This window comes from Glutamicibacter sp. V16R2B1 (assembly GCF_005774635.1).
Classification (GTDB): domain Bacteria; phylum Actinomycetota; class Actinomycetes; order Actinomycetales; family Micrococcaceae; genus Glutamicibacter; species Glutamicibacter creatinolyticus.
In genome coordinates this window covers 1-14,675 of record NZ_VATX01000016.1, presented here as the reverse complement: position 1 = coordinate 14,675, position 14,675 = coordinate 1, and the positions used below count along the sequence as shown (strand labels likewise).

The window sequence follows — 14,675 nt, the reverse complement described above, 5'->3', positions numbered from 1 at the left end:
AGGACAGGATGAGCGATAACACGCAACCGGCTTCAAGCCGGCGTGCTTTGCGTGAAAAGCGTCGGGCGGAAATGGAGGCCCTGCTGGCCAACAGCAAGGCCGAGCAGGAAGCCAGGGAACAGGCAGCCCGTGAAGAGGCAGTCGATTCCAAGAAGGCTCCGCAAACCCCTGCCGCGGCCCCAGGGAAGCAGACCTCTAAGCCTTCCTCCACCTCCGGTTCGAACACCTCTAAGCCCGCTTCGGGCGCAAAGCCCGCACCGCAGAACGCACCCAAGGCCGACGAGGCACCCAAGAAGCCTGCCAACAAGAGCGGCGCCGCCAAGGCCGCCGCGGCCAAGAAGGACACCGCCAAGAGCGGCGCAACCCAGCAGAGCGCCGAGCCTGAGGCGGTAAAAAGGGCTGCCGAGAAGCCAGCCGCAACCAAGCCTGTGGCTGCCAAGCCCGCCGCGAAGCCGGCGGATGCCAAGACCCCAAACGGGAAGCCCGCTGACGCCAAGGCCGGGGACTCCAAGCCTGCCGCCCAGTCGAGTGAAAGCGAATCTGGTGACACGGCGGGGGAGCGCGCGTCCCTGCGGCGTGCCCGGGACCGTGAAGCGCTGCGTGAGCGCCGTCGGCTGCAGGAGGAAGTCTCCCAGCTGACCAACCACATTCCCGCCGTTGAGCCCGGGGATGACCCGAAGCCGCTGACCCGCCGCCAGCTGCGTCTGCAGGCCCTGGCCGAACAGCAGAAGGCGGAGAACGCCGGGGCAGCCAAGCCGGACCCGGCCAAGGCCAAGAATTCCACGCCGTCCAAGGACGAGGACTCCCCGGAAACCACCGTCATGAGCGTGGAGGAGGCCCTGGCGGCCCGCCGTGAAAGCGCCCCCGCGCCGCCAGTGGACCCGAACCTGCTGCGTGATGACGACAACGACATCGATCTGGAAGTTCTCGCCCACCAGCGCGAGATGGCGGCCCGCGCCGCCATCATCTCCCGCCGTGCGGCCGAACGCGAACGCCTGCGTCAGCAGAACGCCAAAGCCGGCCAGGAAGCTCCCGCATCGGATCCCTTCACCGGAGCGATGGGCAACATCAGTGAACTTGAGGACAAGGTCTCACGTTCCGGGGTGCCCAGCCCGAAGACCGAGAGCGTGTCCCTGGACCTGGATTCCACCGGCAAGATCGCCCCGGCCAAAAAGCCGGCGGACAAGTCCGGCAAGAAACCTGAAGCCAAACCGGCCGGCAAGACCCCGGCAAAGCCTGCGGCGAAGGAAGCTGCCAAGCCCGCGCCCAAGCCTGCGGCACAGAAGCCGGCAGTGAAGAAGGCCACACCAGCGGCCAAGCCGAAGCCCAAGGAAGAAGAGCAGGCCACCTCAGCCCAGGCCACTTCGGGCGACCCGGTGCAGATGCCGCGTGTCGAAGCCGTCAGCGCCCAGGGACTGCAACCCCTGGACGCCCAGACCGCTGGTGTGCGCCGCGCCAACAACATGTTCCTGACCATGATTGCGGCCCTGGCCGTGGGCGGGATCGCATTGGTTGTCGGCATCATCATGATGCTCAACAACTAAGCTGTGTCCGTCAACTATAATTGAGCTGACTTAATTCATCGTCAAGGAGACACTCCACTATATGGGCGCACACGCTGATTCCATCGCACTTGTTCACGCTGCCGCACTGGCCGCCAGCGAGAAGAAGGCCGAAAACCAGGTCGCATTGGATGTTGCCGACCGCCTGGGCGTGACCGACGCCTTCCTGATCGTCTCGGGGTCTTCCGAGCCGCAGGTCAACGCCATTGTGGACGAGATCCAGGCGAAACTGCTGGAAAAGTTTGACCTGCGCCCGGTGCGTCGTGAAGGCTTCGGCATGGGCCGTTGGGTCCTGCTGGACTACGGTGACGTCGTGGTGCACGTACAGCACCAGGAAGACCGGGTGTTCTACGCGCTGGAACGTCTCTGGGCCGACTGCCCGGTCATCGACCTGCCGGCAGAGGTCGCTCAGGAACAAAGCTAGGTTTGGATTTGCGTCTGAGTCGGCAACTCACTTATGATTATTGAGTTGCCTGATGAGGGCGGCAAACCTTTCGGGGGTATGGCGCAGTTGGTAGCGCGTCTGCATGGCATGCAGAAGGTCAGGGGTTCGAATCCCCTTACCTCCACTGAATAAGAGATGGCGTCGGGTTTCCGGCGTCATCTTCTTTTTGTGCCCGGGTATATCGCTAGGAATAGCAGAAGCGGTAGCTAAGTAGTTTACGTTCTCAACGCACTCTGACCCAGTACCTCGCAGGAAGCGATCTCCACGGGTCTAGGTCGGGCTCATGCTGAGAGAAGCGGGTAGCTGTGCATTGCGTTGCCTGAGGGCTCTGGCGATGACGGGGTTTCGGCTAAACGACGAAAGCCGCTCATTCGCGCGTCAAGCCGGGGGTTTTGTTAGTCCCTGGCAGTTTTCTTGGATTGAACCATTCAGCACGTCACCTCGAAGCTTCGTTCCGTGCACTGTCGGCTGTTCGAGTTTTAGGACCGCTTCTGTTCCTGGATCCGGTTAACAAGATATCCGATTGTCCATCCGTTGATGCCAAATAGCAGGAACACGCCGATAGCTAGCGGTAGCGGAACCATCCGCTGAAGAGAAGCAACGGCAACACGGTCGCGAGCATCGCAAGGAAATGCACGAGCGATCGTTTCGCGAGCGGCCATGAATTGATGTCGTAGATGGGCATCACAGCAATGGTCGCCGCTGCGATCAGTCCCGCAAACAAGGTGTCATTCGACTGTGCGGCATCCTCGATGAAGAACGCGAGGGTGACCATGATTACCCCTGTTACTGCGCCTGAAACAAGGAACGGCGTCGCCGGCTTCACGCTCCCCACCCTAGCGCCCCTGCACGGCTCTGCGGTAGCGATGAACGCCTTTTAGGTTCTCACGTCGTTGTCGTTGCAGCGTAGGCACGGGCCGATCTGGAGGGGCCACCCCTTCTTGCGTGGTTGCCCATTGCCCAGCGTGTTCCTGGTCGCCGCGTTTGTCTCAAAGCAGGCTGGCGCCTCATTCGCTGGGAAGCGGCTGCCACTACTTACCCTGCTTGAGGAGCGAGGGCCCAGTTTGTGAGGCCTTCGAGGATGACTTCACGTGGGAGCGAACCAAGGATGCTGCGGATCAGTGCCGGTTAGTCCCGTGGACGATGTACTGCTAAGTATTTGCCGGGGGAGACCTGGTAGTTTCCGGTTCGCCTACGGTTCGAACCCCGTAGGCGAACCGGAAACTGGCGGCAGAAACAAGGAAACCCACCCTCACCAGTCATTGATGACCTTGTGAGAGCGGGTTTCCTTAGCAGTGGAGCTAAGGGGAATCGAACCCCTGACCTTTTCATTGCGAACGAAACGCTCTACCAACTGAGCTATAGCCCCTGACCTAATCGAGACTACTCCTGTCACTTGGTAGTTACCAAATCGGTTTCCTGTCAGGTTCGATACCTACCGGATAGACGCCGCTCACGCCGCTCGCTCAGAATTTCCTGTTTGACTACGCATCGGCTGGAATTGAGTTCCTTCGCCTCTGTAGGGTGAACACAGGTGGGCGTGGACGGCGTGCCTACAGCAGGGGAGAAGGGGAAGCATGATCGAATTTCGTGCAGTACAGATGCAGTACCCGGGCGGCACCATTGCCGTGCGCGATTTCAGCTACACGATCCCCTCCCATAAGGTGATCGCCCTGGTTGGCTCCTCCGGCTGTGGGAAGACCACCTTGCTGCGGATGGTGAACCGGATGGTCGAGCCGACCTCCGGCAGTGTGCTGATCGATGACGAGAACGTGGCCGACGCCGATCCAGTGCGCCTGCGCCGCTCAATCGGCTACGTCCTGCAGGCCGGGGGCCTGTTGCCGCACCGGACCGTGCTGGAGAACATCGCCACCGTACCCATGCTCAACGGGACTGCCCGCCGCCAGGCGTTGGGCGAAGCCGAAGAACTGCTTTCCCGGGTCGGCTTGGACCAGAAGATGGCCCAACGCTATCCGGGGCAGCTCTCGGGCGGGCAGCAGCAGCGCGTGGGAGTGGCCCGGGCCTTGGCCTCGGATCCGAACATCCTGCTGATGGATGAGCCGTTCGGTGCGGTTGACCCGATTGTGCGCCGTGAACTGCAGGACGAGCTGGCCCACCTGCAGCAGCAGCTGGGCAAGAGCATCGTGCTGGTCACCCATGATATCGACGAGGCATTCCGGTTGGCCGACGAGGTGGTGATCCTGCGCGAGGGTGCCCAGATCGCCCAGGCGGGTTCACCCACCGAAATCCTCAGTGATCCGGCCGACGACTTTGTCCGCGAATTCACCGGGGCACACCGCGGCAGCCGCCAACTGAGCGAAAAGGTAGTGAACGGAACTCGGCTGGCGGTCGATGACCGGGGCCGGGCGGTAGGGGTGCTGCCTTCGTGACCTGGCTGAGCCATTCCTGGCCTTGGATCTTTGAGCTCACCGCACGCCACCTGGCACTGAGCGTGCCAGCCATCGTGCTCAGTGTGCTGATCGCGGTGCCGCTCGGGCGACTGGCGTACCGTCATCCGCGGGTGGGCGGAGCGTTGCTCTCGGCCGCGACCCTGCTTTACGCGATCCCGGCCCTTCCACTGCTGATCATCATCCCAGCACTCTTCGGGTTCTCATTGCGGTCCCCGGCGACGATTATCGTGGCGCTGACGCTGTACGGCATCGCATTGATGGTGCGTACCGCCGCTGATGCGTTTAACTCCGTGCCTGCTGAGGTGCGTCAGGCCGCGATGGCGATCGGCCATTCCCCGCGTCAGACGTTCTGGAAGGTGGAATTGCCGCTGGCTATCCCAGTGCTGATTTCCGGAATGCGGGTGGTGGTGGTCTCCACGGTGGGGCTGGTGACGATTGGGGCGCTGGTCGGCATCGCGAGCCTGGGCACCTTGTTCACGGACGGTTTCCAGCGTGGAATCACCGCCTCGGTGCTGACCGGGATTATCGCCACCGTCATCCTGGCCTTGGTGCTTGACGGGCTGGTGCTCCTGCTGGGTCGCATCGCCACCCCCTGGGCCTCCCAGCACGTGGCAATCAAGGCCCAGGACACCACCCGTGAGGTGAGCGCATGAGCTTGTTCTTGGATGCACTGCAGTGGCTCGCTGAGCCAGCCCACTGGTCGGGGGCGAATGGCATCGGCACCCGGCTGGGTGAACACGTTTTCATCACGCTGCTGGTGGTTGTGGTCGCCGCCGTCATTGCCCTGCCCGTCGGGATTGCAGTGGGACACACCGGCCGCGGCCGAACCCTGGTTGTGGGCGTTCTCGGAGCGGCACGTGCCGTACCCACGCTGGGGCTGCTCACCCTATTGGGGTTGTGGCTCGGGATTGGTTTGAAGGCTCCGGTCATCGCGCTGATCATCCTGGCGATTCCTTCACTCTTGGCGGGCGCCTACGCGGGGGTCGAATCGGCCAACCGCACCGTGGTGGATGCGGCCCGGGCGGTGGGCATGAGCGAAGGCCAGCTCATCCGCCGTGTCGAGCTGGCCCTGGGCGCTCCGGTCATCATCGGCGGCGTGCGCGCCGCAGTGCTGCAGGTCATTGCCACGGCAACCCTGGCGGCCTACACGGCCGACGTCGGGCTGGGCCGCTACCTGTTCGCAGGCCTGAAGACCAGGGATTACGCCCAGATGCTCGCCGGAGCCATTCTCGTCGCGGTGCTTGCCGTGCTGGCCGAGATCCTGTTGGCTATGTGGCAACGACGTGCACGGCGCAAAGCGAGCCCGGCGGCCCGTGAAAGACAGGAATCGGAGCTGTCCGGCAACGGCAGCCAGGTATAAGGAGAAGATCGAACCATGAGGAAAATGATCCGAACCGGAATCATCGGTTTGGCCGCAATGTTTGCGCTGGCCGGTTGCGGCTCCGGTGATCCACTGGATTCCGGCGAGTCCCCAGCCTCCGGGAAGGGCGAGCCGATTGTCATCGGCTCACAGGACTACTACTCCAGCGAAATCATTTCTGAAGTCTATGCCCAGGCACTGGAGGCCGAGGGCTACAGCGTGGACCGCCAGTTCCGCATTGGACAGCGTGAGGTCTACGTTCCGGAGCTGGAGTCCGGAGACATCGATCTTTTCCCGGAGTACACCGGTCCGCTGCTGCAGTACTGGGAGCCGGACACCGAGGCACGGCTGTCCGATGACGTCTATGAGTCATTGAAGAAGGCGGCCCCGGAGGGGCTGCGCGTGCTGGAACAGTCCCCGGCCACCGACCAGGACTCCTACACGGTCACCAAGGAGTTTGCCGAGCGTTGGGGAGTCGAGACAATTGACGACCTGGCCAAGGTCACCGAGCCAATGACCATGGGGGCGAATTCCGAGGCCGAGGAACGCCCCAACGGACCGAAGGGCCTGAAAGAAACCTACGGCGTCGATGTGGGCTTCACCCCGATCGAGGACAGCGGTGGCCCGCTGACCGTCAAGGCACTGAATGACGGTTCCATTCAGCTGGCCATCATCTACACCGCCGACCCAACCATCGCCCAGAACAAGCTGGTGTCGATCAAGGACACCAAAGGGCTGTTCCTGGCCTCCCACGTGGTCCCGCTGGCCAGTGACAACGTGGATCAGGGAGCAGAGGACGTGATCAACAAGGTCAGTGCCGCCATGCAACCCGAGGACCTGCTGAACATGAACCGGCGCAGTGTGGCGGACCAGTTGCCCGCCTCGGAGATCGCCCGAGAATGGCTGCGCAAGGCGGATCTGGGCTAGCTTCCCCTAGGCCACTGTCACAGGCCCTGACGAATCACCCCGCGGGTGGTTCGTCAGGGCCTTATGCGTTGGCCAACGAGCGAACGCGTGAGCCTGTGGCCGCGCTAGCTGCGGGCCTGAACGTCCTGGTCGGCCCCGCGCATGATCTTTTCCAGATCGTCTTCCTCGGGCACCGACAGGTAGCGCTCCAACGAGTCATTGAGCTCGCGCAACCACGGAGTGTGGTGCACGGCCGCCATGGTTCCGGTCATCACCGATGGGTACACCTGATCTCGGTAATTGAGGATGTTGTGCTGCTTGTCGTTCTTCCAGGACAGGAAGATGCGTGAAACCTCATCCAGATCGAACATCGGGTAATCGGTTTGCTCGATCAGATCCCGGATGTAGTCGGCCTGGAAATAAACCTCATCGGCGGCCGATTCCAGGCTGTGAAGCCGATCGAGCCAGGTCTCGATGCTGCGGCGCTGCTCGGCCTTCCCCGGCAGCTGCGCACGGCCCAGGATCACGTCGCGCACGTACCACGCCTGGGCGTCAAACATGTTGAACGTGAACCACTGATCCTGCGAGCCGAGGTAGAACAACTTGTTGTTCGCTTCGCTGACCACCCCGCGGTACAGCGTATCCGGGTAGAGGTTGTTGGGGGAGGACAGCGCCAGGTGGGAAGGAAGGAACGGATAGTGGTGCAGATAGCCGGTACACAGCACCACGGCATCGAAGCGCCGTGATTCGCCGTTGCTGAAGTGGGCGGTGGATCCTTCGAACCGCTCCACCAGCGGCAGTTCCTCCATGCCTTCTGGCCAGTCAAAGCCCATGGGGGTACTGCGGTAGCTCATGGTGACCGAGCGGGCACCCATCTTAAAGGTTTGCACCCCGATGTCTTCGGCAGAGTAGCTCGCGCCTATCAGCAGGACATCCTTGTCGGCCAAGCCCTCCGCGCCGCGGAAGTCGTGGGCGTGCAGCAGCTGACCCGGGAAAGTCTCAATCCCCTCAAAGTCGGGGACATTGGGGAAACTGAAGTGTCCGGAACCCACAATCACCTGATCGAATTCACTGGTCTCGGTCGTACCCGATTTCAGGTCCTCAACGGTCAGGGTGAACTTCTGACTGCTTTCATCGAAGTCAACCCACCGTACGATCGTGCTGAAGCGGACAAACTGCTTCACCCCCGACTTTTCGGCGCGGCCGTTGATGTAGTCCCACAGCACAGCGCGAGGCGGGTAGGAGGAAATCGGCCGACCGAAATGTTCATCAAAGGTGTATTCCGCGAACTCCAGTGCTTCCTTCGGCCCGTTGGACCACAGATGCCGGTACATGCTTGAGTGCACCGGCTCACCGTGGCGGTCCAGTCCGGTTCGCCAGGTGAAGTTCCACTGCCCACCCCAGTCATCCTGCTTCTCGAAGCAGACGATTTCCGGGATTTCTGCTCCCTTTTTCTTCGCGGATTCGAACGCTCGAAGTTGCGCCATTCCGCTGGGTCCTGCACCGATAATTGCGACGCGTTGTGCCAATAGTACCTCTCCGGCTTAGAGCCTGATCTCATTCGTCGCGCGGCAAATCAAACAAAAAATCCGACTGATGTTCGCCGCGCGGAAGAACAGGCACCAGCCGCCATCTCGGCTAAACGCAACAAAAAGTGGTCACTTGCCGAGGAAAAATCTCACCAATTCTGGGAGCCAATGTCTTTCAGTCTAGCAGAACTCGACTCCGCACCTGCGGAAATATGCGCGTGATCCAAGCGGGCGACGCGCTGATCGACGTAGAAATTTCGTGCTGAGTAGGAAATTGACACCCTGTATTTGATAGGTGATCCACGGTATATGGACGAATGTTCGGATAATGTTTTGGTGCAAATCTGTGTAACCAGATTACAGAATACGATTGAAATCCGGAACGTGCGGGAGCGCAATGCAGCTGACGAATGCCGGAAGGGTTCAGGCAATATTTCGTACCCGATTCTCAGATGGCACGCTGTCAAATTGGTGGCCTGATTTATCGCGAATAGGGTCATGCTCCCGGCATCCGGGGAAGGTCTTGCCCTGTGGGCATCCGGGCCCATGTCGCCCGTGCGCCATCTCTTGCTAAGCTCTGCTGCATGGTGGCCTGGGACGAATCACTTGAAGGCGTACTGGTGCTGCCCAACGGCAGTACGGTCCGTGGGCTTCCCAGGCGAATCGCGTTCCAATTGACCCCACCGCCTGAGCTGCTGGTCCGCCTGGCTGGGCGCAGGCCGGTTCAGGATGATCCGCACCAACGATGGATCAAATGGCCGGATTTTCGGGCCCCCACCGACACCGGGCAAGCGCTCAACGAGCTGCGAACGGCGTTCGAGCGCTGCGCCGAGGAGCGGGTGCTCATTAGTTGCCACGGAGGTATTGGACGTACCGGTACGGCGCTGACGGTCATGGTCATGCTTGCCGGGATGCGTTGCGGGTGCGCCGTCGAGTGGGTGAGGGAACGATACTCTCCGCGCGCGGTCGAAACCGTGTTTCAGCGCCGCTGGCTGAATACTGTGGACGATATTTTGTTCGCCTAGGAGCACCGTCGAGCGCGGCGATAAAGTTGGGGGACAGGCCCCAGGTTGGGCCGGTGAGGCAGTCAGGGGCAACGTACGACGAGGAGAAGCGGTGAGCGAGCACGGCATGACCAAACAGGATGAACTTCACCCGGGCAGCAGCATCGTGGCGATTCGGGACGAAATTCAGCGTCTTGAGGATCCGCGCATGCGGGCCGTCAATGAGAGGCAGGGCAATGACTTCGGCATCAACCTGACCAAATTGCGGGCGATGGCCAAGGCCCTGAAAACGAACCAGGAGCTGGCCGAGGAGCTCTGGCAAAGCGGGGAGAGCACCCTGCGGCTGCTGGCGCTCCTCACCTGCCGCCCCAAGGCCTTCAGCCAGGAGCAGCTCGATGCCTGGCTGCGTGAGGCCAGGGTTCCCAAGGTGCAGGACTGGTTGCTGAACTACGTGGTGAAGAAGAGCAAGTTCCTCGAACCGCTGCGGCAGTTGTGGATCGCGGACCGCGATCCCGTAATTGCCAGCGCAGGCTGGGAGCTGACGGCCCACCAGGTCATCAAGGCCCCACAACTGCTGGAGCTTGCGGCCTTGTTGGACACCATCGAGGAGCAGATGGCCGCCGCGCCAGAACGTCTGCAGTGGTCCATGAACACCACACTGGCCCAGATCGGCATCAACCACCCAGAGCACCGCGAACGGGCCCTGGCCATCGGAAACAGGCTGCAGGTCCTGGCCGACTACCCCACCTCCCCGGGCTGCACCTCACCGTTCGCCCCGGAATGGATCAACGAAATGGTGCGCCGCCAATAAGCCGCGGCCCAATAAACCCGGCGCCCCGCCTCTGCGGCCGCACCCGTCCCACACATGCAGAAAGGCTCCACCGCAATTTGCGATGGAGCCTTCAGCAATTCACCTGTAGGGTAATCGACAGCTAGGCGACGTCCTGTGGTTGACGGTTGCGGTAGCTGAGCTTGGAGACCAGCCAAAGCAGACCGGTCAACCCCAGGGTCAGGAGCAACTGGGTGCGCGCGGTCGCGTCAGTCATTGCAATGCCCACCACGGTCGCCATCGCCGCAATGGTGGCCAACGACAGGTACGGGAAGCCCCACAGGCGCAGCGGCATCTGCAGGTTCTCGCGATCTGCCCGGCGACGCAGCACGAACTGGGTCACCGCAATGAACGACCAAATCACGATGATGGTTGAGCCGACCACGTTCAGTAGCAGCGGCATGACCGCATCGGGCCAGATCCAGTTCAGGCCCACCGCAATGAACGAGAAGGACACCGACCAGACCACCGCGTTGGCCGGAACACCCTTGCCGGTCACGTGGGTGACTGCGGTGGGGGCCATCTTGCGGGTACCCAGCGAGTAGAGCATGCGCGAGGCGCCGTAGATGTTCGCGTTCATGGCCGAGAGCAGGGCCACCACGATCAGCAGCGACATCATCAGTTCGACACCCGGCACGTGGAGCACCGACAGCACGGCGGCGAACGGGCCTTCGACAACCTCCGGTGAATTCCACGGCAGCACGGCCACGATCACGATGATCGAACCGAGGTAGAAGAACAGGATGCGCAGCATCACCTGCGAGACGGTGCGCTTGATGTTCCCGGCCGGGTCATCGGACTCGGCCGCCGCGATCGAAACGACCTCGATACCACCAAAAGAGAAGATCACGATCAGCAGCGCCGCGGCGATGCCAGCCATGCCGGCTGGTGCGAACCCGCCATGGGCGGTGAAGTTTGCGAAGCCAATGGGCTGGTTGGTGGGGATCACGCCCACGATCACCAGGGCACCGAGCACCAGGAAGGCCAGGATGGCGGCGACCTTGATGAACGCGAACCAGAATTCGAACTTGCCGTAGTTGCCCACACCCAGCAGGTTGATGCCGGTGAACAGCACCACGAAGGCCAGTACCCACGCCCACTGGGGGATGCCGGGGAACCAGATCACCAGCATCGCGGCGGCGCCGGTGGCTTCGGCCGCAATCACCACCACCAGCTGGATCCAGTACAGCCAGCCCACGGTGCTGCCGGCACTGCGGCCCAGGGCCTTGTGCGCGAACGTGCTGAAGGCACCGGCGGACGGGTTGGCGGCCACCATTTCGGCGAGCATGGCCATGATGACAATAACAATCGACCCGGCCAGCAGGTAGGAGATCAGCACGGCGGGCCCTGCGATGGAGATCGCCTGGCCCGAGCCGACGAACAGACCCGCGCCGATGGCCCCGCCCAGGCCCATCATGGAAATCTGGGAGCGGGTCAGACCCGAATGCAGCGCATTGGAGTCAGTGCTCTTGGTGGTGGTCTTGTGTTTCACATCAGCCCCGTTCATGCGTTGACCCCGGACAGTTTGGGAGCCAGGGCGGCCAGCACCCGGTCCACGTCCTCCGCGGTCCCTGAGGAAATCCGCAGCCCCTCGCCCGGGAAGGCGCGCACCACCACACCGCCGTCGTCCAGGGTAGCCTCCAGCTCACTGGTGCCCTCACCGGCCGGTACCCACACGAAGTTCGCCTGGGACGGCACGGCCGGGTAACCGGCGGCGATCAGGCCCTGGTAGAGCCGCTCACGCTGTTCAACGACCTCGTTAATCCGCAGCGCCAGCTCGTCCTCGGCGGCCAGAGAGGCCACCGCCGCGGCCTGGGCAAGATTGGTCACGCCGAACGGGACGGCGACCTTGCGCAGGTTTTCAGCCACCGGCTCCGGGCTGATCGCGTAGCCGATGCGCAGACCCGCCAGGCCATAGGCCTTGGAGAAGGTGTGCAGCACGGCCACGTGCGGGTACTTGGCGAACAAGGCCAGCCCGTCGGCGCGAACCTCAGAACGGTCAAAATGCACGTACGCCTCATCGATGACCACCAGCACGTTGCGCGGAACGGCTGCGACGAACTTCTCCAGTGCCTCGGCCTCCAGAACGGTGCCGGTCGGGTTGTTCGGGTTGCAGATGAAAATCAGACGGGTGCGGTCGGTGATTGCATCGAGCATGGCCGGCAGGTCATGGCCGTAGTTCTCATCCAACGGCACCTGCACCGGCACGGCGCCGGAAACGCGGACCAGGGAGGGGTAGGCCTCAAAGGAGCGCCAGGCGAACATCACTTCATCGCCGGGACCGGCGACTGCGTGGATCAGCTGGGCTGCCACCTCCACCGAACCGGAGCCCAGGGTGATGTTCTGCGGCTGGACACCGTTCTTTTGCGCCAGCGCGGCAATGACGTCGGTCGCCCTCATGTTCGGGTAGCGGTGAATCATTTCCAGCTCCTGGCCCACCGCCTTGACGACCGAGGGCAGCGGAGGGTGCGGAGATTCATTCGAGGAAAGCTTGGAGGCTCCCGGGGCGGCAGCCTTTCCCTGACGGTAGGCAGGTACCAGCTCCAGGCCTGGGCGGTGGTGGATGGTCATGACATTCCTCTCTGAATGGAACATGCGCCCTCCCGGTGGCCGCGGTGGCGGCGGTACGGGCAGTGGCAGGTGGGAAGCGTTTGGACGCGGCCGCGAGACTAGGACATCAACCAGTGCCGGGCCGGGGGATGACTGCCGTATCGGCGCCGCGCGCCAACGCGGTGGACACCAGGTGTGGTCGACAGCTGGAATTGCGTGCTCATTCCCCGGATTCTGTTCCTCGTGCTTGGCCGTAATTAAAGCCCTGTTCGGTGAACAGGATCACGAACTGTGATGGTAGAAGTCTCATTGCGCCCACTGCAAGTGGTGCGCACCACACTGTGCGAATTGACCAACTTCTGGCTACGGCGAAGGTATTTCACTATACAGACTGTATAGCTAGAACCTGTTAATCTTCCCGGTCTGCCTGCGCCTGGACGAGCGGGAGAGTCCGGCCCTGAAAATGCTCGCGCAGGGCCAGTGCGGAGGAGGTTCGGGCGACGCCCGGCACCTGCGCAATGCGGTCGAAGACATCCTGAAGTTCCGAGGCGTTGCGCGCCACGACCCGCAGCTGCAGGTCAAAGTCGCCGGTGACCGTGTACATGTCCATAATTTCCGGGATGCTGCGCGCCAGGGCACCGGTGACCCGCTCGTGTCCGAACTTCTGGTTGATCTCCACAGAGCAGAATGCCACCAGCTGATATTCGAAACCGGCCGGCTGGATGCGTGGAACGATCGCCTCGATGACCCCGTTGTCCTGGAGCCGAGACAGGCGGCTGGTCACGGTTCCGCGGGCGACCCCCAGCCGACGAGCGCACTCCATGGCTGGCAGCATGGGGGAGTCGGTGAGTAATTGGATCAGCTGGGCATCCAATCGATCAAGTCGCACGGGGTCGGTCCTCGCAGTTGGTGGCTTGGGTCTCACCCCAGATTACCGTTCCAGTGGGAAAGTCCTCTCCCGAATAGCGCGTGGGCTGAATTCTCTGCACCGCTCGGTGGAGTCTCTGGCCCTGGTTCAGGGGCGAAGGGCCGCCCCGGCCATGTCTCAATGCCATCCATGGGTTACTGTGACGTAATCTACAGAGAAGGTGATGGCCGGCTCCGTCAGGCGTAGACGCCTGCGGCAAGATCCGCTGATCGAAAGCGGGGGGAAGGACTGAGGATGAATCACCAAGACTCCTTGGAATCGGTGCGGGGGATGAAGGTGCTGATCACCGGTGCCGCCCAAGGCATGGGCGCCATCTTCGCCCGGACGGCCGCGGCGGAGGGGGCTCAGTCACTGTTCCTCTGGGATATCAATGAAGAATTGCTGCAGTGCACCGCCGATGAGTTGCGCCAGCAGCACCCGCAGGTGGCAATCCATGCTCAGGTGGTCGACTTGAGCAGTCGCGCATCGATCGAGCGCGCCGCCGAGAAGGTACGCCACCACGGTGAGGTGCAAGTGCTCATCAACAATGCCGGGGTCGTGACCGGCGGAGCCTTCACGGAGCAGGAGCCCGACCACATTGAGGCCACCCTTGCGGTGAACACCCTAGCTCCGATGTACCTGGCCTCCCACTTCCTTCCCGGGATGCTGGGCAGCCGCGGACCGGGGCGGATCCTGACGATTGCCTCGGCGGCGGCCCTGGTCTCCAACCCGAACATGAGCGTTTACGCGGCCTCCAAGGCGGCCGTGTTGACCTGGAGTGATTCGGTTCGTTTGGAGTTGGAGCGGGTCCGGGGACACCAGGTGAAGATCACTTCATTCTGCCCCACCTATGTCTCCACCGGTATGTTCGCGGGGGTCAACAAGATGCTGTTCACGCCGATTTTGTCCCCAGAGCAGGTTGCGAGAAAGGCGTGGGAAGCGATGCTGCGTGGCACCCCGATTGTGTTAATGCCGTGGACTAGCTGTTCTTCCCACGGAGGTTGTGGGCAACGGCGCGTTGTGTGAGAAGAGGTGAGGACCTCCGGTATCGATATGGGTAACCACACTCATCTCGAATCACACGAAGGTCCTCATGTCTTACATTACTCATGCCCGCGCTTCGCTGACACCGCAGGGCCGACTGAAAATGGTCCTGCTGGTCATCAACGAGA

14 protein-coding genes and 2 tRNA genes are annotated in these 14,675 nt (G+C 62.3%); 10 read left to right on the top strand and 6 right to left on the bottom strand.

Annotated elements, in window-relative coordinates; all coding sequences use genetic code 11:
* Window positions 1-8: 8 nt before the first annotated feature.
* The 3 genes from FDN03_RS16605 (at window position 9) to FDN03_RS12650 (ending at window position 2,131) form a co-directional block, all read left to right on the top strand.
* Window positions 9-1,544, top strand: coding sequence for a hypothetical protein (locus FDN03_RS16605; RefSeq protein WP_212743913.1), 1,536 nt, complete (start codon window positions 9-11; stop codon window positions 1,542-1,544).
* Window positions 1,545-1,605: 61 nt separating this feature from the next.
* Window positions 1,606-1,986: a ribosome silencing factor gene (gene rsfS / locus FDN03_RS12655; RefSeq protein WP_054821324.1), complete on the top strand. Its 381-nt coding sequence runs from the start codon at window positions 1,606-1,608 to the stop codon at window positions 1,984-1,986.
* Between the two features lie 72 nt (window positions 1,987-2,058).
* Window positions 2,059-2,131, top strand: a tRNA-Ala gene (locus FDN03_RS12650).
* A 441-nt stretch (window positions 2,132-2,572) separates the two neighbouring features.
* On the opposite strand, the gene FDN03_RS12645 is transcribed toward FDN03_RS12650, so the two are convergent.
* Window positions 2,573-2,833, bottom strand: coding sequence for a DUF3021 family protein (locus FDN03_RS12645; protein WP_138177652.1), 261 nt, complete (start codon window positions 2,831-2,833; stop codon window positions 2,573-2,575).
* A 470-nt stretch (window positions 2,834-3,303) separates the two neighbouring features.
* Window positions 3,304-3,376 (bottom strand) — tRNA-Ala (locus FDN03_RS12640).
* A 208-nt stretch (window positions 3,377-3,584) separates the two neighbouring features.
* Here FDN03_RS12640 and FDN03_RS12635 point away from each other — a divergent pair.
* Genes FDN03_RS12635 through FDN03_RS12620 form a run of 4 tightly spaced genes read left to right on the top strand, consistent with a single transcriptional unit; the run spans window position 3,585 to window position 6,705 of the window.
* A complete protein-coding gene (locus FDN03_RS12635; protein ID WP_138177650.1) occupies window positions 3,585-4,397 on the top strand; it encodes an ATP-binding cassette domain-containing protein in 813 nt (270 codons plus the stop codon).
* Window positions 4,394-5,071, top strand: coding sequence for an ABC transporter permease subunit (locus FDN03_RS12630; RefSeq protein ID WP_138177648.1), 678 nt, complete (start codon window positions 4,394-4,396; stop codon window positions 5,069-5,071). Before FDN03_RS12635 ends, FDN03_RS12630 begins: the two co-directional genes overlap by 4 nt.
* On the top strand, window positions 5,068-5,778 hold the full coding sequence (locus tag FDN03_RS12625; protein WP_138177646.1) for an ABC transporter permease subunit: 711 nt from the start codon (window positions 5,068-5,070) through the stop codon (window positions 5,776-5,778). The genes FDN03_RS12630 and FDN03_RS12625 overlap by 4 nt, the downstream gene beginning before the upstream one ends.
* Before the next feature lie 24 nt (window positions 5,779-5,802).
* Entirely contained in the window at window positions 5,803-6,705 is a 903-nt protein-coding gene (locus FDN03_RS12620) for an ABC transporter substrate-binding protein (protein WP_212743911.1), read from the top strand.
* A 104-nt stretch (window positions 6,706-6,809) separates the two neighbouring features.
* On the opposite strand, the gene FDN03_RS12615 is transcribed toward FDN03_RS12620, so the two are convergent.
* The gene (locus tag FDN03_RS12615) at window positions 6,810-8,213 is read right to left on the bottom strand and encodes an NAD(P)/FAD-dependent oxidoreductase (protein ID WP_138177642.1); all 1,404 of its coding nucleotides are present in this window, start codon (window positions 8,211-8,213) and stop codon (window positions 6,810-6,812) included.
* A 584-nt stretch (window positions 8,214-8,797) separates the two neighbouring features.
* On the opposite strand from FDN03_RS12615, the gene FDN03_RS12610 reads away from it, so the two are divergent.
* Together FDN03_RS12610 and FDN03_RS12605 are read left to right on the top strand one after the other, a co-directional pair.
* The gene (locus FDN03_RS12610; RefSeq protein WP_138177640.1) at window positions 8,798-9,238 is read left to right on the top strand and encodes a protein-tyrosine phosphatase family protein; all 441 of its coding nucleotides are present in this window, start codon (window positions 8,798-8,800) and stop codon (window positions 9,236-9,238) included.
* 106 nt (window positions 9,239-9,344) lie between these two features.
* Window positions 9,345-10,028, top strand: a complete 684-nt coding sequence (locus FDN03_RS12605) for a DNA alkylation repair protein (RefSeq protein WP_138177721.1) — start codon at window positions 9,345-9,347, stop codon at window positions 10,026-10,028.
* Window positions 10,029-10,149: 121 nt separating this feature from the next.
* Here FDN03_RS12605 and FDN03_RS12600 read toward each other — a convergent pair whose 3' ends face one another.
* From FDN03_RS12600 to FDN03_RS12590, 3 genes are all read right to left on the bottom strand, one after another.
* A complete protein-coding gene (locus tag FDN03_RS12600; RefSeq protein WP_249354558.1) occupies window positions 10,150-11,538 on the bottom strand; it encodes an amino acid permease in 1,389 nt (462 codons plus the stop codon).
* A gap of 11 nt (window positions 11,539-11,549) precedes the next feature.
* Window positions 11,550-12,617, bottom strand: a complete 1,068-nt coding sequence (gene hisC / locus FDN03_RS12595; protein WP_138177636.1) for a histidinol-phosphate transaminase — start codon at window positions 12,615-12,617, stop codon at window positions 11,550-11,552.
* 388 nt (window positions 12,618-13,005) lie between these two features.
* Entirely contained in the window at window positions 13,006-13,485 is a 480-nt protein-coding gene (locus FDN03_RS12590) for an Lrp/AsnC family transcriptional regulator (RefSeq protein WP_138177634.1), read from the bottom strand.
* 309 nt (window positions 13,486-13,794) lie between these two features.
* On the opposite strand from FDN03_RS12590, the gene FDN03_RS12585 reads away from it, so the two are divergent.
* Window positions 13,795-14,529 carry an SDR family NAD(P)-dependent oxidoreductase gene (locus FDN03_RS12585; protein WP_171021246.1) on the top strand — a complete coding sequence of 245 codons (735 nt, stop codon included), beginning with the start codon at window positions 13,795-13,797 and terminating at the stop codon, window positions 14,527-14,529.
* The last annotated feature ends 146 nt before the right edge of the window (window positions 14,530-14,675 follow it).

Coding starts and splice junctions, on each gene's coding strand:
- rsfS (WP_054821324.1), top strand. CDS start 1,606: ATGGGCGCACACGCTGATTCCATCGCACTTGTTCACGCTGCCGCACTG.
- FDN03_RS12635 (WP_138177650.1), top strand. CDS start 3,585: ATGATCGAATTTCGTGCAGTACAGATGCAGTACCCGGGCGGCACCATT.
- FDN03_RS16605 (WP_212743913.1), top strand. CDS start 9: ATGAGCGATAACACGCAACCGGCTTCAAGCCGGCGTGCTTTGCGTGAA.
- FDN03_RS12605 (WP_138177721.1), top strand. CDS start 9,345: ATGACCAAACAGGATGAACTTCACCCGGGCAGCAGCATCGTGGCGATT.
- FDN03_RS12620 (WP_212743911.1), top strand. CDS start 5,803: ATGATCCGAACCGGAATCATCGGTTTGGCCGCAATGTTTGCGCTGGCC.
- hisC (WP_138177636.1), bottom strand. CDS start 12,617: ATGACCATCCACCACCGCCCAGGCCTGGAGCTGGTACCTGCCTACCGT.
- FDN03_RS12625 (WP_138177646.1), top strand. CDS start 5,068: ATGAGCTTGTTCTTGGATGCACTGCAGTGGCTCGCTGAGCCAGCCCAC.
- FDN03_RS12610 (WP_138177640.1), top strand. CDS start 8,798: ATGGTGGCCTGGGACGAATCACTTGAAGGCGTACTGGTGCTGCCCAAC.
- FDN03_RS12585 (WP_171021246.1), top strand. CDS start 13,795: ATGAAGGTGCTGATCACCGGTGCCGCCCAAGGCATGGGCGCCATCTTC.